Annotated in this window: 21 protein-coding genes; 9 read left to right on the top strand and 12 right to left on the bottom strand. The window is 67.9% G+C overall.

Annotated elements, in window-relative coordinates:
• From M1L36_RS00705 to M1L36_RS00695, 3 genes are all read right to left on the bottom strand, one after another.
• On the bottom strand, positions 1-550 hold a 550-nt coding region (locus M1L36_RS00705; RefSeq protein WP_369694188.1), incomplete at its 3' end, for a hypothetical protein.
• A 63-nt stretch (positions 551-613) separates the two neighbouring features.
• The gene (locus M1L36_RS00700) at positions 614-1,477 is read right to left on the bottom strand and encodes a TIGR01548 family HAD-type hydrolase (protein WP_250871779.1); all 864 of its coding nucleotides are present in this window, start codon (positions 1,475-1,477) and stop codon (positions 614-616) included.
• 20 nt (positions 1,478-1,497) lie between these two features.
• Positions 1,498-1,896, bottom strand: a complete 399-nt coding sequence (locus tag M1L36_RS00695) for a UPF0146 family protein (RefSeq protein WP_250871778.1) — start codon at positions 1,894-1,896, stop codon at positions 1,498-1,500.
• Between the two features lie 155 nt (positions 1,897-2,051).
• On the opposite strand from M1L36_RS00695, the gene M1L36_RS00690 reads away from it, so the two are divergent.
• Positions 2,052-2,573: an archaemetzincin family Zn-dependent metalloprotease gene (locus M1L36_RS00690; RefSeq protein ID WP_250871777.1), complete on the top strand. Its 522-nt coding sequence runs from the start codon at positions 2,052-2,054 to the stop codon at positions 2,571-2,573.
• Positions 2,574-2,780: 207 nt separating this feature from the next.
• Here M1L36_RS00690 and M1L36_RS00685 read toward each other — a convergent pair whose 3' ends face one another.
• The 3 genes from M1L36_RS00685 to M1L36_RS00675 form a co-directional block, all read right to left on the bottom strand.
• Positions 2,781-3,551: a PHP domain-containing protein gene (locus M1L36_RS00685; RefSeq protein WP_250871776.1), complete on the bottom strand. Its 771-nt coding sequence runs from the start codon at positions 3,549-3,551 to the stop codon at positions 2,781-2,783.
• Positions 3,552-3,745: 194 nt separating this feature from the next.
• Positions 3,746-5,593 carry a ribosome biogenesis/translation initiation ATPase RLI gene (locus M1L36_RS00680; RefSeq protein WP_250871775.1) on the bottom strand — a complete coding sequence of 616 codons (1,848 nt, stop codon included), beginning with the start codon at positions 5,591-5,593 and terminating at the stop codon, positions 3,746-3,748.
• On the bottom strand, positions 5,593-5,892 hold the full coding sequence (locus tag M1L36_RS00675) for an EMC6-like membrane protein (RefSeq protein ID WP_250871774.1): 300 nt from the start codon (positions 5,890-5,892) through the stop codon (positions 5,593-5,595). Before M1L36_RS00675 ends, M1L36_RS00680 begins: the two co-directional genes overlap by 1 nt.
• A gap of 117 nt (positions 5,893-6,009) precedes the next feature.
• Between M1L36_RS00675 and M1L36_RS00670 the strand changes: the two genes are divergently transcribed.
• Positions 6,010-6,282 carry a winged helix-turn-helix domain-containing protein gene (locus tag M1L36_RS00670; protein WP_250871773.1) on the top strand — a complete coding sequence of 91 codons (273 nt, stop codon included), beginning with the start codon at positions 6,010-6,012 and terminating at the stop codon, positions 6,280-6,282.
• An 87-nt stretch (positions 6,283-6,369) separates the two neighbouring features.
• Here the strand turns inward: M1L36_RS00670 and M1L36_RS00665 are convergent, their stop codons facing one another.
• Entirely contained in the window at positions 6,370-6,708 is a 339-nt protein-coding gene (locus M1L36_RS00665) for a DUF192 domain-containing protein (RefSeq protein WP_250871772.1), read from the bottom strand.
• Positions 6,709-6,806: 98 nt separating this feature from the next.
• On the opposite strand from M1L36_RS00665, the gene M1L36_RS00660 reads away from it, so the two are divergent.
• Positions 6,807-7,364 carry a DUF7097 family protein gene (locus M1L36_RS00660; RefSeq protein WP_250871771.1) on the top strand — a complete coding sequence of 186 codons (558 nt, stop codon included), beginning with the start codon at positions 6,807-6,809 and terminating at the stop codon, positions 7,362-7,364.
• Between the two features lie 58 nt (positions 7,365-7,422).
• Here the strand turns inward: M1L36_RS00660 and M1L36_RS00655 are convergent, their stop codons facing one another.
• The gene (locus M1L36_RS00655) at positions 7,423-8,229 is read right to left on the bottom strand and encodes a TrmB family transcriptional regulator (RefSeq protein ID WP_250871770.1); all 807 of its coding nucleotides are present in this window, start codon (positions 8,227-8,229) and stop codon (positions 7,423-7,425) included.
• A gap of 326 nt (positions 8,230-8,555) precedes the next feature.
• On the opposite strand from M1L36_RS00655, the gene M1L36_RS00650 reads away from it, so the two are divergent.
• From M1L36_RS00650 to M1L36_RS00630, 5 genes are all read left to right on the top strand, one after another.
• On the top strand, positions 8,556-9,104 hold the full coding sequence (locus M1L36_RS00650) for a GMP synthase subunit A (protein WP_250871769.1): 549 nt from the start codon (positions 8,556-8,558) through the stop codon (positions 9,102-9,104).
• Positions 9,105-9,130: 26 nt separating this feature from the next.
• Entirely contained in the window at positions 9,131-11,026 is a 1,896-nt protein-coding gene (locus tag M1L36_RS00645) for a DUF2070 family protein (RefSeq protein ID WP_250871768.1), read from the top strand.
• Between the two features lie 151 nt (positions 11,027-11,177).
• On the top strand, positions 11,178-11,342 hold the full coding sequence (locus tag M1L36_RS00640; protein ID WP_250871767.1) for an HVO_0416 family zinc finger protein: 165 nt from the start codon (positions 11,178-11,180) through the stop codon (positions 11,340-11,342).
• 258 nt (positions 11,343-11,600) lie between these two features.
• Complete coding sequence (locus tag M1L36_RS00635) at positions 11,601-13,427, top strand: UvrD-helicase domain-containing protein (protein WP_250871766.1); 1,827 nt, start codon at positions 11,601-11,603, stop codon at positions 13,425-13,427.
• Between the two features lie 98 nt (positions 13,428-13,525).
• Positions 13,526-13,954, top strand: coding sequence for a universal stress protein (locus M1L36_RS00630; protein ID WP_250871765.1), 429 nt, complete (start codon positions 13,526-13,528; stop codon positions 13,952-13,954).
• Positions 13,955-14,005: 51 nt separating this feature from the next.
• Here M1L36_RS00630 and M1L36_RS00625 read toward each other — a convergent pair whose 3' ends face one another.
• The 3 genes from M1L36_RS00625 to M1L36_RS00615 form a co-directional block, all read right to left on the bottom strand.
• A complete protein-coding gene (locus M1L36_RS00625; RefSeq protein ID WP_250871764.1) occupies positions 14,006-14,248 on the bottom strand; it encodes a DUF7533 family protein in 243 nt (80 codons plus the stop codon).
• A gap of 53 nt (positions 14,249-14,301) precedes the next feature.
• On the bottom strand, positions 14,302-15,591 hold the full coding sequence (locus tag M1L36_RS00620; protein WP_250871763.1) for a TIGR00341 family protein: 1,290 nt from the start codon (positions 15,589-15,591) through the stop codon (positions 14,302-14,304).
• Positions 15,592-15,789: 198 nt separating this feature from the next.
• Positions 15,790-16,377 carry an HdeD family acid-resistance protein gene (locus M1L36_RS00615; protein ID WP_250871762.1) on the bottom strand — a complete coding sequence of 196 codons (588 nt, stop codon included), beginning with the start codon at positions 16,375-16,377 and terminating at the stop codon, positions 15,790-15,792.
• 139 nt (positions 16,378-16,516) lie between these two features.
• Here M1L36_RS00615 and M1L36_RS00610 point away from each other — a divergent pair, with 139 nt between their 5' ends.
• Positions 16,517-17,152 carry a riboflavin synthase gene (locus tag M1L36_RS00610; RefSeq protein WP_250871761.1) on the top strand — a complete coding sequence of 212 codons (636 nt, stop codon included), beginning with the start codon at positions 16,517-16,519 and terminating at the stop codon, positions 17,150-17,152.
• A gap of 9 nt (positions 17,153-17,161) precedes the next feature.
• Here M1L36_RS00610 and M1L36_RS00605 read toward each other — a convergent pair whose 3' ends face one another.
• Positions 17,162-18,217 carry a PrsW family intramembrane metalloprotease gene (locus M1L36_RS00605; protein WP_250871760.1) on the bottom strand — a complete coding sequence of 352 codons (1,056 nt, stop codon included), beginning with the start codon at positions 18,215-18,217 and terminating at the stop codon, positions 17,162-17,164.
• Between the last annotated feature and the right edge of the window lie 27 nt (positions 18,218-18,244).

Genomic DNA, 18,244 nt, shown 5'->3' with positions numbered 1-18,244 from the left:
CGCGGACCCCCCCCGACGGCTGACCGTTCGCGACGGCGGCGACCGCGACGTCCCCCGGGGTCGCCGTCGCTCGATTTGCGACCGGCGTACGCCGAGCCAGGTCGTACCAGGCCCGGTACACCTCGTTGGACAGCGACGGGTCGACCGGCCAGTCGGAGGCGTCCGTGGCCGTCGCGTCCGGCGTCGTCGTGTCGTCGAGACTCGCTCGGTCGTCGTCACCGGTGAGTCGATAGAGGACCCCCGCCGCGAGCGCGAGGAGACCGACGACGGCGAGGAGGACGACGACGGGGAGCGACCCCCCACCGTCGTCGAGGGTCGCCTCGTCGCTGCCGAACGCCACGTCGGGGAGCAGCGCGGGGACGACGGGCGCGTCGCCGGCGCTCGATGCGCCGTCGCCGCCGCCGACGTTGCGACCGGTGTCGGCGCCGTCGCCACCACCGAGCGTGAGTCCTTCGTCGGGACGTGCGGAGTCGAACGTCGCCGCCGCCATCGAGAGGGCGGCGACGGCGACGACCGCCGCGAGCAGGGGACCAATCCAGGCACGAGCCATCGTCCACAGTCGTTCGCTCGGAGTGACAAAAGTGTGGCCGGTCTGCCGCCGACCGGTCGCCCGTTACTCCAGCAGAGTCGGCAGGTCGTCGACGGTCTCGACGACGGCGTCGGCGTCGACCCGCTCGAACGCTTCTCGGCCGGTCTCGCCGGTCAACCCACCGGTCAGGACGCCGATGCCGAAGTACGTCCGGTCGTCGACAGTGCGAGCGTTGTGGACCGTCTGGACGTCGTCGAGCGTGTCGCCCGCGAACGCGAGGCGGTCGGCGTCGAGTCGCTCGGCGAGGCCGACCAGCCCCTCGGGGTCGGGTTTGCCGGCGACCGGCGAGTCCATCGTCACGACGTGCTCGTCGGGGAGGTCCAGCCCCACCCGTTCCAGCGCGAGGGCGGCCTCCGCCTCGGGACGGCCGGTGACGACGCCGACGGCGTAGCGCTCGCGGAGGTGGTCGAGCGTCTCGGGCGCGACGAGCACCGACTCGTCGTGGATGAACCCCTCGCGCTCGATAATGGTGTCGCCACCCTCCAACTCGCGGTACAGGTCGCTCCCGAGGTACAACTGCTGGAACGTGTCGGTGAGCGCGTCGGGGTCCCAGGCGGCGTGGACGCGTTCGCGGGCGTCGGGAGCGAGGGCGTCGGCGACGACGGTGTGAGCACCGTCGAGGCCGCCGCCGCTGGCGGCGATAGCGTCGGTGAACCGCCCGAGTGGCGCGTCGTACCCCTCGCGACTGGCGAGGATGTAGAGCGCGGCGGCGTGGGTGAGTTCCCAGTCGTCGTTGAACCCGCCGGCGTCCTTGAACGACTGGACGCCGTCGCGGTCGATGGTCTCGTCGTAGGTTCGGTCGAGCGTCTCGACGACGGCACGGCGATAGGAGTCGGCCACGTCGACCAGCACGCCGTCGATGTCGAGCACGATGGTGTCTACGTTCATGTCACAGAGAGCGGAGGGGGTCAGGGGAGCGGGGTGTCGCGGGCGCGAAACAGCGTCTCGCCGGGGAGCGTCTCGGCGTCGGCGGGAATCGAGGCGGGGTCGCCCCCGAGCGTCGTGAACAGGAAGTCCGCGCCGTAGCGGCGTGCGAGCTCCCCCACCGGCCGGTGGAGTTCCGGTGGCAGGTTCAGCGCGTAGATGGCGTCGGCGTCGCGGTACACCGACGGGTCCGGACTCGTCACGTCGTCGCGGACGAACCGGACGCCCGACGGCACCGGCCGGTCGTGGACGTCGGTCGCGGTGACCGTCGAGCGTTCGGCCAGCGCGCTCGCCACGTCTGGGCGGTTGCCGACGCCCACCTCGACGAGTCGGTCGTAGCGAGCAAGTCGAGCGACGAGCGCGTCTCGCGTGGCCGGTTGCACGTCGAACCCACCGCGGCGACGCTACTTCAGTCGTCCGGTGCGGACGGGTTCTTGCGGCGCTCGCCCGCGAACGGGCCGGTTCCAGTCGTCAGAACCGGGACACGACGCGTGTCCACGTCGGGAGGCTTATAGCCGGGCCGTTCATACGCTGGTTCATGCACGTTGACATCGTGCCGGTCGGTGACGTCCCCGCAGTCGTCAAACGCGAGGCGTCGTCCGGACTCCGGTCGGTCTACGATTGCGATGTCACCGTCCACGCCGCACAGCCGATTCCCGACACGGCGTACGACCCGAACCGAGGGCAGTACCGCGCCGAGGAGTTCATCGAGTTGGCCGGCCGTGTGGGCGACGGAGACAAGAACATCGCCATCACCCCGAACGACCTGTTCTACCGCCGGCGCAACTACGTCTTCGGGCTGGCGTATCTGGACGGCGCGGGCAGCGTCATCTCGACGTACCGCCTCCAGACCTCCTCCGACGGCGGGTTCGCCCAGAAGTCCGCCAGCGAGGTGTTCGCCGACCGCGTCCGCAAGGAGGTCGTCCACGAGATTGGCCACACCCTCGGGCTGGAGCACTGCGACAACAAACGCTGCGTGATGAACTTCTCGCCGACGGTGCGAGAGGTCGACGTCAAAGAGCAGAACCTCTGTGGCACCTGCTCGCGGCTCGTGCATTGAGCACCCACCTTTTGCTGCGCTCGCCTGTCAGCAGTACGCTCGCTAGCGCTCGCGACTGCTGACGGCTCGCTGGCAAAAGCTGGACCAAAAGCCGACGTCACCCCCTTCGGGGGTGCCTCGGCCCGCTCGCTCGTTTCACTCGCTCGCGGTACGACAGAGAAGGGCCACACGACACCGTCACCGCACAGCGACGGCAACGACACCGCCTCAGAGGTCTAGTTCGACCGGTTCGAGGCCCGTCTCGTCGCAGAACTGCTGGAGTCGCCGGCCACGAGGACGAATCTCGTCGGGGTCGTGAGAGTCGCTTCCGAGGACGAACGGAACGTCGTGCTCGCGGAGCACCTCGAAGAATCGCGGGGCCGGGTGGAGTTCGCCGTAGTCCCGGAGGACGCGCCCGGCGTTTATCTCGGGGACGGTCCGGGAGTCGGCGAACGCCCGGGCGACCCGGTCGTAGTGGTCGTCGGTGGCGAACCCGCGGAGCGGTTCGGTGCGTTCGAGCAGGTCGGCGTGGGCGGCGATGTCGAACAGTTCGGACTCGACGAGCGAGACGAGCGTGTCGTAGTAGTCGTCGGCGACGGCGCGCCGTTCGGCGTCGCTCATCGAGCGGAACTGACCGGCCCCCTGGACGTTCCGGTCGTCGACGGAGTGGACGCTACCGACGGCGTAGTCGAACCCCGCGTCGTCGAGGAACGCGGCGATACGCTCCTCCTCGTCGGGCAGGTAGTCCATCTCGACGGCGTCGTAGATACGGAAGTCGTAGCGCTCGCGGAGGTGTTCGATACCGGCGCGTCGGCGTTCGTAGGTCGCGTCGAGGTTGAACCCGAACAGCTGTTTCTCTCGGCGCTGCGGGTCACGAGCGGAGACGTTGCAGTGGTCGGCGAAGCCGATCCCGTCCAGTTCGGCCTCCTCGGCGGCGGCACACATGTGCCAGAGGAACGTGCCGTCGGAGTAGTTCGAGTGGACGTGGTAGTCGTGCACGTCAGAGCCTCCGACGGCGGGCGATAAAAGCGTGCGGTGGGTCGAAGCGCCTCGTCACCCCTCACGGGTCGCTGACGCTCCCCGTTCGGGTTTCGGAGACGCTCGCACCGCGAGCGTCTCCCTACTCCTCGCGAGTCACTGCGTTCCTCGCTCGTTCCCGCGGTTCTCCCTCGCTTCGCTCGGTCCGAACCGCGCTACTCCTCGGCGTCGTCGCCGGCCGGCGCGTAGTAGTACTCGCCGGCGTTCTTCTGCTCGCGGTCGAGTTGGCTGCCGGGCTTGTTGATACGCGGACGACTGGTGCGCTGGTCGCGGCGGAACGTGATGTCGAGGTTCGAGAGGAACCGGTTCATCCCCTCGCGCATCCCGACGGGTGGCGACGTCTCACCGCGGACCGCGGGTTCGCCGTCGAACACCATCAGTCGGTCCGACAGCAGGTCGATCATGTAGATGTCGTGGTCGATGACCATCGCCGTCGCGTCGTGGTTCTCGGTGTACCGGCGGATGGCGCGGGTCGCGAGCACCCGCTGTTCGACGTCGAGGTGCGCCGACGGCTCGTCGAGCAGGTAGAGGTCGGCGTCCTTCGAGAGACACGCCGCGATGGCGACGCGCTGGCGTTCCCCACCGGAGAGGTCGGTGAGGTTCTGCTCCATGATGCGGCCCAACTGGAGCGGGTTCGCGATCTCGGTCTCCCAGTACGACGACCCGAACTGGTCGGTGATGGAGGCGAGGAAGGCGTCGACGCGCATCGGCTGGTCGATGTCGACGTACTGCGGTTTGTACGAGATGTCGAGCTTCGTGTCGATCTCGCCCTCGGTCGGTTCGAGGCGGTCGGTGAGCAGTTTCGCGAACGTCGACTTCCCGATGCCGTTGGGACCGACGATGCCGAGCACCTCGTTCTTCAGAATCTCGCCGGCCTCCACGTCGAGGGTGAACTCGTCCTCGCCGTAGGACATCGTGAGGTCCGGGTACTCGGCGAGCGTCTCGCCGCGGTGTGACGAGCGCGGCGCGTGGCGCTCGAACTCGATGGCCTCCGGGCGGATACGCATGTTCTCGTTCTCGAGGTAGCCCGAGAGGTACTGGTTGATGCCCTGGCGCGTGGACTTCGGCGGCGTGATGACGCCGAACGCACCGGGTTCACCGTAGGCGACGTTGAGCGAGTCCGCGAGCAGGTCGAGGACCGCGAGGTCGTGTTCGACGACGAGCATCGAACGGTCGCCCTCCTCGGCGAGTTCCCGGATGAGTCGAGCGGCGGTGACGCGCTGGCCGATGTCGAGGTACGGCGTTATCTCGTCGAGGAAGTAGAAGTCCGCGTCGCGTGCCAACGTGGCGGCGAGTGCGACGCGCTGGAGCTCCCCGCCCGACAGCGTGTCGATGGACTGGTCGATGACCTGCCGGATAGAGAGGCGGTCGACGAGGTCGTCGACGACGTCTCGTTCGTCGACCGATTCGAGCAGCTGACGGGTGTTGCCGTCGAACTGGTTCGGAATCCGGTCGACGTACTGCGGTTTGCGGGCGACGGTGACGTCGCCGGCCTGCACGTCCTCGAGGTAGCTCTGCAGTTCGGTGCCACGGTACTCGTCGATGACGGCGTCCCAGTCCGGTTCGGCGTTGGGGTCGCCGAGGTTCGGCGTGAACTCGTCGGCGAGGATGTGGACGGCGGTGGTCTTCCCGATGCCGTTCGGCCCGAGGATGCCCGTCACCTGGCCGTCCTGTGGGGCGGGTAGACCGTACAGCGAGAAGGCGTTCTCGCCGTAGCGGTGGACCGGTTCGTCCTCCAGTTCCTGCGGGAGGTTGATGATCTCGATAGCGTCGAACGGGCACTTGACGACGCAGATACCACAGGACTCGCCCAGACAGATGTCCTCGGAGATGGATATCTGGTCGGGGTCGCCCTCGTAGGCGTCGTCGCCGTGGCGCTCCTCGCGCGTGGTGATGCACTCCTTGCCCGTCCGGTTGGGTGGGCAGTAGTTCGCACACTCGTAGTTACAGCGGTCGGGCTGACACCTGTCGAGGTCCACGACCGCGATGCTGTCGTCCGCCATCAGAGGGAGACGTCGGCGGTGAAGAGGATAGTCAAGCAGACGAACCACAGCGCGAACGTCATGAACGCGACGTAGAGGTAGTCCTTCGTGGAGAACTCCTCTTTGAGGCCAGTGACCCGAAGCACGGGGAACTGGACGACGATGGCCGCTACGAGGGCGTAGACGACCGCGGTCGCCGTGGGGTCGGTGGTTATCGTGTACGACCCGAAGGCGGCGGCGATGCCCAGCAGCGAGGCCAGCGCCGTCACGGTGATACCCCGGATATGGTCGCTCGGGCGGTCGACCGTGTCGGTAGCCATGTCCGAGAGTGGTCGGTCGGGCCGCAAAAGCCGTTCGGTCCGCTCGCGGCCGACGTATCCGAATTCCGACGCTCGGGTCAATCTTTATGCGGTGTCCACGTGTCTATTTATACCGTTATGAGCGACTCTTCCGCCGAGGGCCTTGCCGACCTACCGCCGAGCGCGAAGCTCGTATACAAAGTGCTGCAGTACAACGGACCGTTGACCCAGAAGGGCATCGTCGAGGAGTCGATGCTCTCGGCTCGAACGGTCCGCTACGCACTGGAACGTCTCGAGGGTATCGAGGCCGTCGACGAGGACGTCTACTTCGCCGACGCCCGGCAGAACCTCTACGAGATCGTCTCCGCGAGCGCCGAGACGCCCGACGCGAAGGCCGTCGGCGACGACTGAGCCACTCGGGGAACACCGGGCCGGGCACCCGGCGGTGACCGACACCTGCGAACTCACTCTCGTTATCTCACACCCGCGAGCGACCGCTCACGACTCGATGCGGAGTCGGTCGCCCGGCGCGACGTCGTCGAACGTCCCCGCCGGTGCCTCGACGACCGTGTCGCCGAGCCCGCGACCGAACCCGACCCACGCGCGCATCGTCGTCACCTGCTGGACGACGCCGTCACAGAGCCAGACCGCGTCGATGGGGAACGGGACGAACAGCATGTGGAGGCTCCGCTGGACCTGCTCGCCGAACGGGAACACGAGGGCGTAGTCGTCGGGAATCGACCGCCGGAACATCAGGCCGCGACCCTGTGCGAGGATGGAGTCGGCGGTCTCGACCTCGCTCGCGAGCACCCTGCCGGACTCGTGGACGACGCGCATGACCAGTCGTTCGAGAGGACGCACAAGAACCGACCGCTTCGTCCAGTGCGCTGACTGCCGCCAGCAAGCTTGAAACCCGAGCGCCCGCACGGGGTCGCATGGAGAAGACGCCGCTCGGCACCTCCGTCGGCGTGGACGACCCGTACGACTACGTCGAGCGGTGTGACCACGTCACCGACGACGGGAACTGTCGGTTCGCGTTCGACCACGCCGACCCGAACTCCAAGTTCTTCCGCGCGATGCGCGAGCGGGACTACGTCTGCCCGGTCGTCGGCGAGTCGGGACCGGACTGGGAGTGGGCCGACTGCCCGCACTTTCGGTGTACGAACCGCTCGCGCGAGTGTATCCGCTGTGGGCTAAACGAGGTTCGGATGGCCCACGACGGCGACCGACCGCTGCTCGAAGAACACCACCTCTCGTATCGCGCCAGCGCTCGTGCCAGCGGGCACGCTGCCGATGACTCGCCCGGAGACCCGACCCACGAGATAACCGTCTACCTCTGTCGGTGGTGTCACGCGAAGGTCCACGACTCGTTCGCCCGCATCGACGACGACGCCAGCCCCCCACCAGAGGCGCTCGCCGAACGCGAGGGCCGGCGCTCGCGGGAGTTGGACGAACTCGGGTTCGACTCGGCCGCCGAGCGCTACCGGGACTGACGACATTCTCGTCAGCGAGAATACGTAATAGGGCAAACCGACTTGCGAGTCGGGACGGTCAGTCGTCGTTGGCGGTGTCGGCGGTCGCCGGACTCTCTTCGAGCGAGCGGCGACGGCTCTGGGAGACGTCGTCGACGAGCGAGACGATTCGGGTGCCGACGCCGCCGTTGCTCACCACGGCCGTCTCCTCCTGAACCGTCGGGAGCGGCTCTTCGATGACGCTCAGCAGCACCGAACTGTCGTCGACGAGCAGGGTGCGACCGAGGTTCCGGCCGTCTTCGCGCGAGGAGGTGTACACCTGTGCACCGGGGGTCTCGGAGAGGATTCGCTGTTCGACCGCGGTCGTCGGCGCGTCGACGAGGGTGGTGACGCCCGCGTCGAGGCTCCGTCGAATCCAGTCGAGTGAGATGTCGACGACGTGGTCGTCCTCGGGCAGGACGACGACGACCTCGCGGACCGCGTCGTCGATGAGTTCGTTCCCGCGTTCGCTGACGTTCTCGCGTCCCGAGACCGTCCAGAACTCGTTGTCGCCGTTGTGAGGCGACACCTGAAGCTCCTTGAGGTTCTCGCCCACCGCTTCGAGGTGCGAGGTGAACTCGTTGCGGAGCGTCTGGACGGCGGTGTCGACGGAGACGCCGCGATACTTGCGGGGGTTGGACTCGCGGACGTCGACGAGACCCCGGTTCTGTAGCTTCTCGAGGGAGTCGTAGACGCGCGAGCGTGGCACGCCGGCGACCTTGCTCACCTCTTTGGCGGTCCCTTCCGAGAGCTGGACGAGGGCGACGAAGCACTTCGCCTCATACTCGCGGAGACCGAGCGCCTCGAGGGATTCGATGGCTCGCGTCCGGTGTTCGTTCGTGGGCATTGAAACTGTAGTGGCTCCTCTCAGGTGATGCCGCGCCGTCGTCGACGGCGGGATAGGCAGTCGAGCGATGTAACGAACGTAGACATATAAACATACGACCTGCTCTGGCAGGGTGCAGCGAACATCGTCAAAGCCGCCTCCGAGACCCGTTTGACGTTCGTCCATCGTATTCGTAACCGAGGCGACGTTCGACCACTGCCAACCGCTCCCACCCGCGTCGTCACCCACCGTGGGCTTCGAGGACCCGACGACCCGGTGGAGACGGGGCGCTCGTGACAGCGACGGTTCAGTGGGGTTTTTATCGTGTCACGGACGTAGCTCCGGCAATGACGCGCATCGTCGTGGTGGACAACCACGGGCAGTTCACCCACCTCGAAGGCCGTGCGCTCCGTGACGTCGGAGTCGACACCGACATCGTCGACAACGAGACACCCCCCGAGGAGGTCGACGCCGACGGCGTCGTCCTCTCGGGTGGCCCGGACATGGACCGAATCGGCCACAGCGCCGACTACCTCGACGGCGACGTCCCCGTCCTCGGCATCTGTCTGGGCATGCAACTGATGGCGAAGTCCCTGGGCGGCGCGACCGCCTCGGGTGACTACGGCGGCTACGCCGACGTGACCGTCGACATCCTCGACGACGAGGACCCGCTGGTCGGGTCGCTCGCACCCGAGACCCGCGTCTGGGCGAGTCACGCCGACGAGGTCGTCGAGGTCCCCGAGGGGTTCACCCGGACCGCCAAGAGCGACGTCTGTGGCGTCGAAGCGATGAGCGACCCTGACCGTGGTCTCTTCGGCGTGCAGTGGCACCCCGAGGTCGCCCACACCGAACGGGGTCAGGAGGTCTTCGAGAACTTCGTCGCGCTCTGTGAGTAGATGCACGTGACAGGGGGCGGTCGCACGTGACCGCGACGCAGGGCGACCTCGCGTCGCTCTCGCGGTACATCTTCCGCGCGCCGCAGTGGTACGCCAGCGTCGCGTTCTCGCTGCTCATCGCCGCCGTCACCGGCATCGCCGCGTTCGACTCCCGATTCCTGCTGGAGGACGTCTGGCAGGGCGTGTTCTTCGTCGGCGTGCCGACGCTCGCCGCGAGCGTCCTCACCCCGTGGGTCGACCGGCGACTCGACGGACAGCTCACGCCCAACCGAGCGTCGCTGCTGGCGCTGTTCTGTGAACTCGTCACGGTCGGTCTGCTGACGCTCGCGGCGGTCGTCGTCGCGGTGTCGGGGCTGGTCCCGAGCGTGCCGGACCTCGGTCAGCAGTTCGTCTTCGACGTGCTGTTGGTCGCGCTCGCCAGCGTGTTCGCCATCCGGCTGTTCGTCGCGATGGCCGTCTCGGGGCACGCGCTGCGCTGGGCCATCCTGCCCGCGAGCATCCAGACGCTCGCGGGGGCGTTGCTGCTGTTCGTCTACAGCGGGACGATGACGTATCTGACGTTCGGCGGGCCGCTCGCCCGCTCGTACCTCTCGCGGCCCGACCGCGCCCCCGAGGCGCTGTCGGCCATCGCCCCGAGCGACTTCCTCTTGCTGGCGTTCATGTGCGTGTTCTACGCCGTCGCGACGTGGCTGTTCCTCGTCGTCATCGACCAGCCGTGGAAACGTAGTCTCGGCGTCAGCGTCCTGGAGTTCATCCGCGGGTTCATCGGCCACATCGCCGAGGGCACCCGCGAACTGGAGGACTTCTTCGAGCAGTTGGGCGAGGAGGCCGTCGTCCCGGTCACCGTCCTCTCCTTTCGCCGCGTCGCCGACGACGGGTCGCCGGGCGAGGAGAAGGCGCGTATCGTCCTCCCGATGATCCACCCCGGGCCGATGGGCGAGATCGGCGGGGGGAACCTCCCCCAACGGGTCGCCGCGTCGACCGAAGGGCTCGGGTTTCCCCCCCACGCGACCGCCGGCCACGACTTCAACCTCGTCACCGAACGCGAGGTCGACACCCTCATCGAGGCGGCCGACCGGGCGGCCGAGCGCATCGAGTACGCCGAGCGCGCGACCGAGAGCCACCACGTCCAGCAGGGCGAACTCGGACTGCTCGCCCAGGCGTTCGGCGACGACGCGCTGCTGGTCGCCAGCTACGCGCCACAGTTCGCCGACGACGTGGACTACGCGGTCGGTCTCTCCGCCGGGGCGGAAGCCCGCGCCGGCGGCCTGCGCGAGGCGATGGTCGTCGACGCCCACAACAGCAACGACGGCCTCGAAGGCGAGGACCTGGGCCACGTCACGCCGGGCAGCGAGCGCTCGTTCGACATGCTGGGGGCGGCCCGGACGGCGGGCATCGCGCTGAGCGACGCCCCCCGCCAGCGCCTCCGACTCGGGGTGGCCTGGGAGCGGACGGAGTGGACGCCGGCCGACGGCATCGGCCCGCTCGGCGTCCGCGTGGCCGTCGTCGAGGCCGGGCAACAGCGTACCGCGTACGTCCTCGTCGACGGCAACAACATGGAACCCGGTCTCCGGGGACGACTCGTCGAGGCCCTCGGCGAGTACGTCGACGCCGCGGAGGTGATGACGACGGACACGCACATCGTCAACACCGTCGAAGCGGACAACCAGGTCGGGGCAGCCATCGACCACGACGAACTGGAGGCGGTCGTCCTCGACCTCGCGGCGCGGGCCGTCGCGGACTGCGAACCCGTCGTCGCCGGGATGGCGAGCGAGCGCGCGACCGTGACGGTGTTCGGCAACGACCGGACCGAGACGCTCGCCTCCCACGCCAACGCGATGATATCGATGGGCGGAGCGCTCGCCGCCGCGTTCGTCATCGGCGTCACCGCGGTGAGCGCGCTCGTCTTCTTCCTCACCTGAGCCGGTTCGGCGACCCCCAAGAACCGAACGGCTGCGCCGAGGTGAGACCGATCTTCGCACGACGGCGAGCGACCCGTCGGTCGTCGGGCCGTTCTCAGCTAACGAGGGGTGAAGACAGCTTTAATAGTGTGGTGTGCAATGTCATACCTGTATGGCGACGAACGGCGATATGTTCGACGACTTCCTCGAACAGCGCGGACACCGAACAGAAGCGCCGAGTTGGGACCGAGAGTATAACAAGAAGCAGTGTCCGGAGTGCTGTAGCCTCCACGACCTCGCAGCCACGGAGTGCAGCGTCTGTGGCTGGATGCCGTAGTCGCTGGCAGCCGTCGTCGGCGCTCTCACCCGCGCGAACCGCCCGTTCGACTCGAACCGTCCGGTCGACCCCGGACCACCCGATTCTCCGCCGCTCGTCCGGTCGTCGAGTGACGTCGACGCCCCCGCCGGACGCAGGCCGTGACCGACGCGACGCCACGACGGTCCCGTCCGCCATAGTGTGTGCTGGTGGCACGTACCGGCGGTTTCCGTCGCCAAAGCCACGTCACTTATACCGACGGACCACTATCCACGTCCAATGACGGACACGCAGGTCACCCGGCTGTTCGGCGGTCCGGGCTGCGGGAAGACGACCGCTCTCCTCGACCGTGTCGACACCCTCCTCGACGACGACGTCGAGGTCAACGACATCCTCGTCGTCTCCTACACGCGCGCAGCGGCCGCAGAGATCCGCGAACGACTCGCAGAACGACTCGACTGTAGCCCGCGGGCGCTCCGTGGCAACGTCGCGACGATGCACGCGAAGGCGTACGAACTGCTCAACCTCTCGCGGGGCGACGTCGTCGGCGAGAAGGACAAGAAGGAGTTCTGTGAGAGCTACGGGCTGGAGTTCGAAGACGAGTACGAGTCCTCGCGCCGACGCTCCTCGCGGTCGACGACGATGGGCAACAAGCTCATCGCGACGAGCCAGTGGCTCCAGCGCACTCGCCGGGACGTCGCCGACTGGTACGACGTCCCGTTCCAGTGGAACGTCGACGAGGTCCGCCTCCCGCCGGACATCGACCCGAACGCCCAGACCGGCAACAAGTACACCCCGACGTGGCCCTCCTCGGACGAGCGCCTCGACGTGCCCGAGGCCATCCGAGCGTGGCGCAAGTACAAGGGCGACAACGGGCTGGTCGGCTTCGCGGACATGCTCGAACGCGTCAAGCAGCGCTCGCTGCTGCCGAACGTCGACTACCTCGTCATCGACGAGTTCCAGGACATCACGACGCTCCAGTACGAGGTGTACGAGGAGTGGAAACCCCACATGGAGAACGTCCTCATCGCCGGCGACGACGACCAGGTCGTCTACGCCTGGCAGGGTGCGGACCCCCACCTCCTGCTCGACGAGGTCGGCGAGGACGTCATCCTCGACACCTCCTACCGACTCCCCTCGCGCATCCTCAACGTCGTCAACCGCGAGATAGACCACGTCACCGAGCGCCAGGAGAAGGACTTCTTACCTCGAAAGGAGGGCGGTCGCGTCGAGGCCGTCTCCAGCCCCTCGATGTACGACCTCGTGCGGAACATCCGCGCGACCATCGAACAGGACGAGGACGGCGACGTGATGCTCCTGTTCCGGGCGCGCTACCAGATGTTCCAATTCATGGACGAGTTCATCTCCTACGGCATCCCGTTCCAGGTGCTCACCGACCAGCGGATGTGGACCGACCGGTTCACCGACTACGTCGAGGCCATCGAGCGGATGGAGAACGGCGAGGCCATCAACGGGTTGCAGGCCCGCCGACTCGCCGAGATGCTCGACTCCGCCGCGTTCGGCACCGGCGAGCGCGACGACCTGTTCGACGCCATCGACGAGCGCCAGGAGGCAGAGGGCGTGGAGGACCTCACCGAGATGACCGTCGACGAGTCGTTCGTCAAGGACCACGCCCCGTTCACGCCGGGACTCGCCTCTGCGGCGGACATGGTCCGGAAGGTGACGAACTACCAGAAGCGCTCGCTCGACGCGTACGTCTCGGGTGACTACATGGACGTCGACCGCTCGCGAGTCCGCGTCGGCACCATCCACTCCGCGAAGGGTCGCGAGGCCGACCACGTGTTCGTGGCGACGGACCTCACCGAGAAGGTCGTCGAGCAGATGGCCGCGACCATCGAACACGAGAACCCCGAAGGGGCCAAGGCGTTCGAGGAGTCGACCAACCCCGTCCCCTGTCTGACGGACAACGAGCGCCGCGTGTTCTACGTCGGGATGTCCCGCGCTCGCGAACGCCTCGTCTTGCTGGAGAACCTCGTCGACGGCGCCCCCACCCTGCCCATCGACGTGTTGCTCCACAACGAACTCACCGAACGCGACCTGGACGACCTGATGGCCGAAGCCCAGGAGCCACTCGCCGTCCAGTAACGCGCTCGACGACCCTCCTCCGTGGTCTCCCGAACCCTCACTCGCGGAGCGACGCAGCCCCACGACTTATCCCCGGTCGTGCGATACGTTCACACGTCATGTTCGACCGCATCCTGTTCCCGACCGACGGGAGTGAAGGCGCGGACGAGGCGCTGACCGACGCGCTCGAACTCGCCCGAATCCACGAATCGACGCTCCACGTACTGTTCGTCGCCGACACCCAGCGCGACAGCGTGACGCTCGTCGGCACCGAGGTCGTCGACGCGCTCACCGCGGTCGGCGAGGAGGCGGTCGCGACGGTCGCCGACCGGGCCGCAGAGGCCGGCGTCGAGGCGACGACCGCCGTCGAGCAGGGGACGCCGTGGCGGACCATCGTCGACTACGCCGAGCGCGAGGGCGTCGACCTGCTGGTGATGGCGACCCACGGGAGACGCGGACTGGACCGCTATCTCCTCGGGAGCGTGACGGAGAAGGTCGTCCGAACCGCGTCGGTACCGGTGATGACGGTCCGCATCGACGCGGAGTGAGTCGAGAGGAGGCGAGTCGGTGCGGCGGTCGACGGGTGGGCCGATGGGTCGTCAGCCGTCGTCGTCGGGGTCGTCGACGACGGCGTCGACGGCCTTCTCGGCGGCCATCGCGGGGACGTCCTGTGGCGTCGTCAGGTACTCCTCGACGAGCACCATCCCGACGGCGGCGACCAGCAACAGGCCGCCGAACAGTTCGTTGCCGTCGACGAGCTGCATCACGCCGAACAGGCCGACCGGGATAGCGAACACGAGCGTCGCGACCAGTTGGACCGTCCCGATGATACCGCGAGCCATGTGCGATTCTGGCGGGAGGCGGGGAAAAGCGTCGCGGAGTGACCCGCGGACCGTCAGGACACCTGTTCGTCGAGGAACCCGACGCGGACCGACAGGTCGACGCCGGTCGCCTGGCTCAGTCGGTCGTCCAGCCGTCGAGCGAGGTCCGGTGGGACCGTCGCCCCCTGCTCGACGCCGACGATGATCTCGACCTCGTACTCCTCCTCGGAGACGTACTGACGGAAGTCGAACTCGGTCGTGATGCCCTCGTAGTTCAGCCCTTCGTACTCGGGGTCGTCGAGCATCGCCCGGGCCTCGGCGTCGAGTTCGAGTTCGACCTCGTTGGTGAGGTACTCGACGACGGTGACCGCCCCGAGGACGACCGACAGCAGGAGCATCCCGGCGACGATGCCGGCCAGACGCGTCAGCACCGACCGCCGGACGGCCGCCGGGTCGAACGAGTCGTCGGCGACGGGGCGGTAGCCCGCGAGGTAGAACAGGAGGAGCGCCGAGAGGTTGATGGCCAGCAGGTTGACCAGCACGAGCGTCCCGGCCGCGAGCGCGACCATCTCGTACCCCCACGCGAGGCCGAGGCCGGCGGTGGCGGCGGGGGGGATGAGCGCGACGGCAATGGCGACGCCGACGAGCGCCGACCCGGCGTTACGCATGACGCTGATGGCACCCGCGATACCGGAGCCGAGTGCGAGGAACAGCGAGAGGAACGTCGGACTCGTGCGTTCTGCGACCTGTGGAATCTCGCGGATGTCGAGCGCCGGCGGGAGCAAGAACGTGTCCTTCAGCAGCCAGCCCATCACCGCGCCGACGGCGATGGCGAGCGCCAACCCGACCACCTGGAACGTCACACCGCGAGAGGCGAGTCGCTCGTCGCCGAGGACGGTACCGACGCTGGCGGTGATGGCCGGCCCCATCAGCGGTGCGACGACCATCGCTCCGATGATGGTCGCCGCCGAGTCGAGCAACAGCCCCGCGGTGGCGATGACGGTGCTCAACACGAGGAACGCGACGTACGTCGACCCCGCCGGCGCGAGGTCCTCCGCACGGGCGACGAGTTCCTCCCGCGAGATACGCAGGCCCGAGTACCGTTTCTCCAGGCGACCGATTCGCCGGGAGATGACCGTCTCCGTCGCCAGGACGATGGTGTAGGCGTCCTCGCGGAGACCCGCCCCTTCGAGTCTGTCGAGCACCGCCTCGACGCCGCTCTCGGGGATGGGAAACGAGACGAGCGCCTCGAAGTCGCCGCGGCCGGTCTCGTCGACTACCGCGTAGTCGATGGCCTCGTCGTCGAGGACCGCCAACACGCTCTCTCGGGTACCGTTCGGAATGAGGACCTGAACGAGTCGCATGACTGCGGTATGACACGAGCGACGATAACCCGGTGTCCACGGAACCGGGAGAGACACGACAGTCGGACAGACCGGGAGAGTCGGTGTGGAGACGTCGCCGAAGAGACGTTCGGTGTGGTGCCGCTGCCGCGGAGCAGTCCGGTGTGACGGCGCAGTCGCTCGCGGCATCGAGTCGGCGGAAAACGGAAGAGGGAGCGATTACGCCGCCGCAGCGGTGTCGGTCTCGGCACGCGCGCTGCTCCGCCCGACGAACACCATCGAGAGGCCCGACGAGAGGAGGCTGACGCCGAACAGCAGGCCGACGGCCCACGCGGCGGTGCTCGGGAAGCCGACCCACAGGAGGACGGCGAGCAGGACCGAGATGACGCCGCTGGCGAGCAGCCACACCCACCCGGCGTCGCCGCGGAGGCGAAGGCCGAGGAGTATCTCGACGATGCCGTCGGCGAGGAAGTAGCCGACCAGCAGGAGCGTCAGCGTCGCCAGTCCCACCACCGGGTTCGCGAGCAGGCCGATACCGGCGATGGCGTAGATGCCCGCGAGCAACACCTGCAACGCGAACCCCTTCCACCCGCCGGCGCTGAACGCGTGGGCGACGTGGAACAGCGCCCCGACGACGAGCAGCGCACCGAGCAGTATCGAGAGCGACACGCCGGTGACGAACGGGAAGACGATGGCCAGCAGACCGAGCAGACTCAACACGATACCCGCAGCGGTCATGGTTCGACTGGAACTCACCCGGTCGGTCGTCGTCATCTGGTCCCCGGACTCGGGAACGGTAGCACTCATGAGTGATTCACCGTCGAAACGGAGGCTGTCAGCGGGCTTAAACGATGTTGGAGGTCCCCGAGACGGTCCGGTTCCGCTGTGAGACGGGGTGCGGCCGACGAAGCGGAACGCTTTGCACCACGACCCCCCTACGGCCACTATGTTCACCGGTATCGTCGAGGAGACCGGCGAGGTCGTCGCGAGCGAAACCGACGAGGGCGGTCGCCGCCTCACCATCGCCTGTTCGTTCGCCCCCGAACTCAGCTACGGCCAGTCGGTCAGCGTCAGTGGCGCGTGCCTGACCGTCGAGGACCACGACGCCGAGACGTTCTCGGTGTTCCTGGCCCGCGAGACCGTCGACCGGACCGCCCTCGGGAGCGTCGAACCGGGCGAGCGCGTCAACCTCGAACGGGCGATGCCCGCCGACGGGCGGTTCGACGGCCACGTCGTGCAGGGTCACGTCGACGCGACGGCGACGGTCACGAGCGTCGAACGGGAGGGCGAGGACTGGCGGTTCGGGTTCTCGCTGCCCGACGAGGTCGCACAGTACGTCGTCGAGAAGGGGTCGGTGACGGTCGACGGCATCTCGCTGACCGTCGCCGCCCTCGACGAGTCGGGGTTCGAGGTGGCCATCATCCCCGCGACGTACGACGTCACGACGCTGTCGGAGAAGGCGGTCGGCGACCCGGTCCACCTCGAGGTGGACGTGCTCGCGAAGTACGTCGAGCGCGTGTTGAGCGCCGAGGCGGCCGACCCGCAGGTGGCGTACGCAGAACGGTTCGGCCGCGAGGACTGAGCGAACCGTCTACCCGTCGAACTCGGTGCGTTCGACGCCGATGGAGTCGGCGCGTTCGGCGTCGCTCATCACGTCGCGGTAGGCGGCCGAGTACGTCTTGATCTTCCGGTAGAGCAGGTAGCCGAAGAACCCCTGGAACACGACGACGAACCCGAAGTAGACGGTAATCGGCGGAATCGACGGGACCGCACCGGTGACCACGGGGAGGACGACGGTCGCCAGCGAGTTGTACAGCGCGTGGATGAGCGCGGCGATGAGGATGCCCTTCGCGACGATGGGGCCGGCGTTCTCGCGGTTGAACTTCGCGAGACCGAGGTAGTAGCCCGCGAACGCGGAGTAGACGACGTGGCCGGGGCCGGCCAGCGCGCGGACGGCGGCGGTGACGCCAGCCTCCGCGAGCGCCTGTTCGGGCGCACCGAGCGCGAGCGACTGCCCGGCCGAGCGCTGGATGTAGATGGCGTTCTCGACGAACGCGAAGCCCAGTCCGGCGACCGCACCGTACACTGTTCCGTCGACGACGGCGTCGAACCGCTCGCTGCGGTAGGCGTAGAACCGGACGGCGAGCATCTTCACCGTCTCCTCGATGGGGCCGACGACGAGCAGGAAGAACAGCACCGTCCCGAGCACCGAGAGCACCGTGGTGTCGGTCCCCCCGGCGGTCGGGGCCGTGCCGAAGACCGCACCGACGACGCCGCCGAGCACGGTGTTGACGACGGCGGCGAAGCTGGCGAAGATGACGGCGAGGACGAACGTGACGGCCAGTAGCCCCAGCGGTTCGCCGCTGGTGATGTCGGTCCGGTAGACGTACGCCGCGAGCGCGAGGGCGGGCACCGCCGACAGCACTGTGAGACCGAGGACGGCTTCGTTCGTGAGCGCGCCGGCCGCACCGATGGCGAGCGTGAACACGACCGCCAGCAGGACGAGCACCCACTTGCCGGTGGCGACGACGGCCCGGTAGAGGCGGACGGCGAACCGGTCGAGCGCCGAGCGAGGCTCCCACGTCGCGATGTCGTAGAGGTCGCGCGAGCGCTGGGCCCGGGCTTCCACCGGGTCGCGTTGTGCCATACGTGAACGAAAGGAGTCCACCCTTCT

This window comes from Halomarina rubra, assembly GCF_023699475.1.
Taxonomy (GTDB): Archaea; Halobacteriota; Halobacteria; order Halobacteriales; family Haloarculaceae; genus Halomarina; species Halomarina rubra.
Note: the sequence above shows the minus strand (reverse complement) of the source record. Positions and strands in the feature narration are given on the sequence as shown.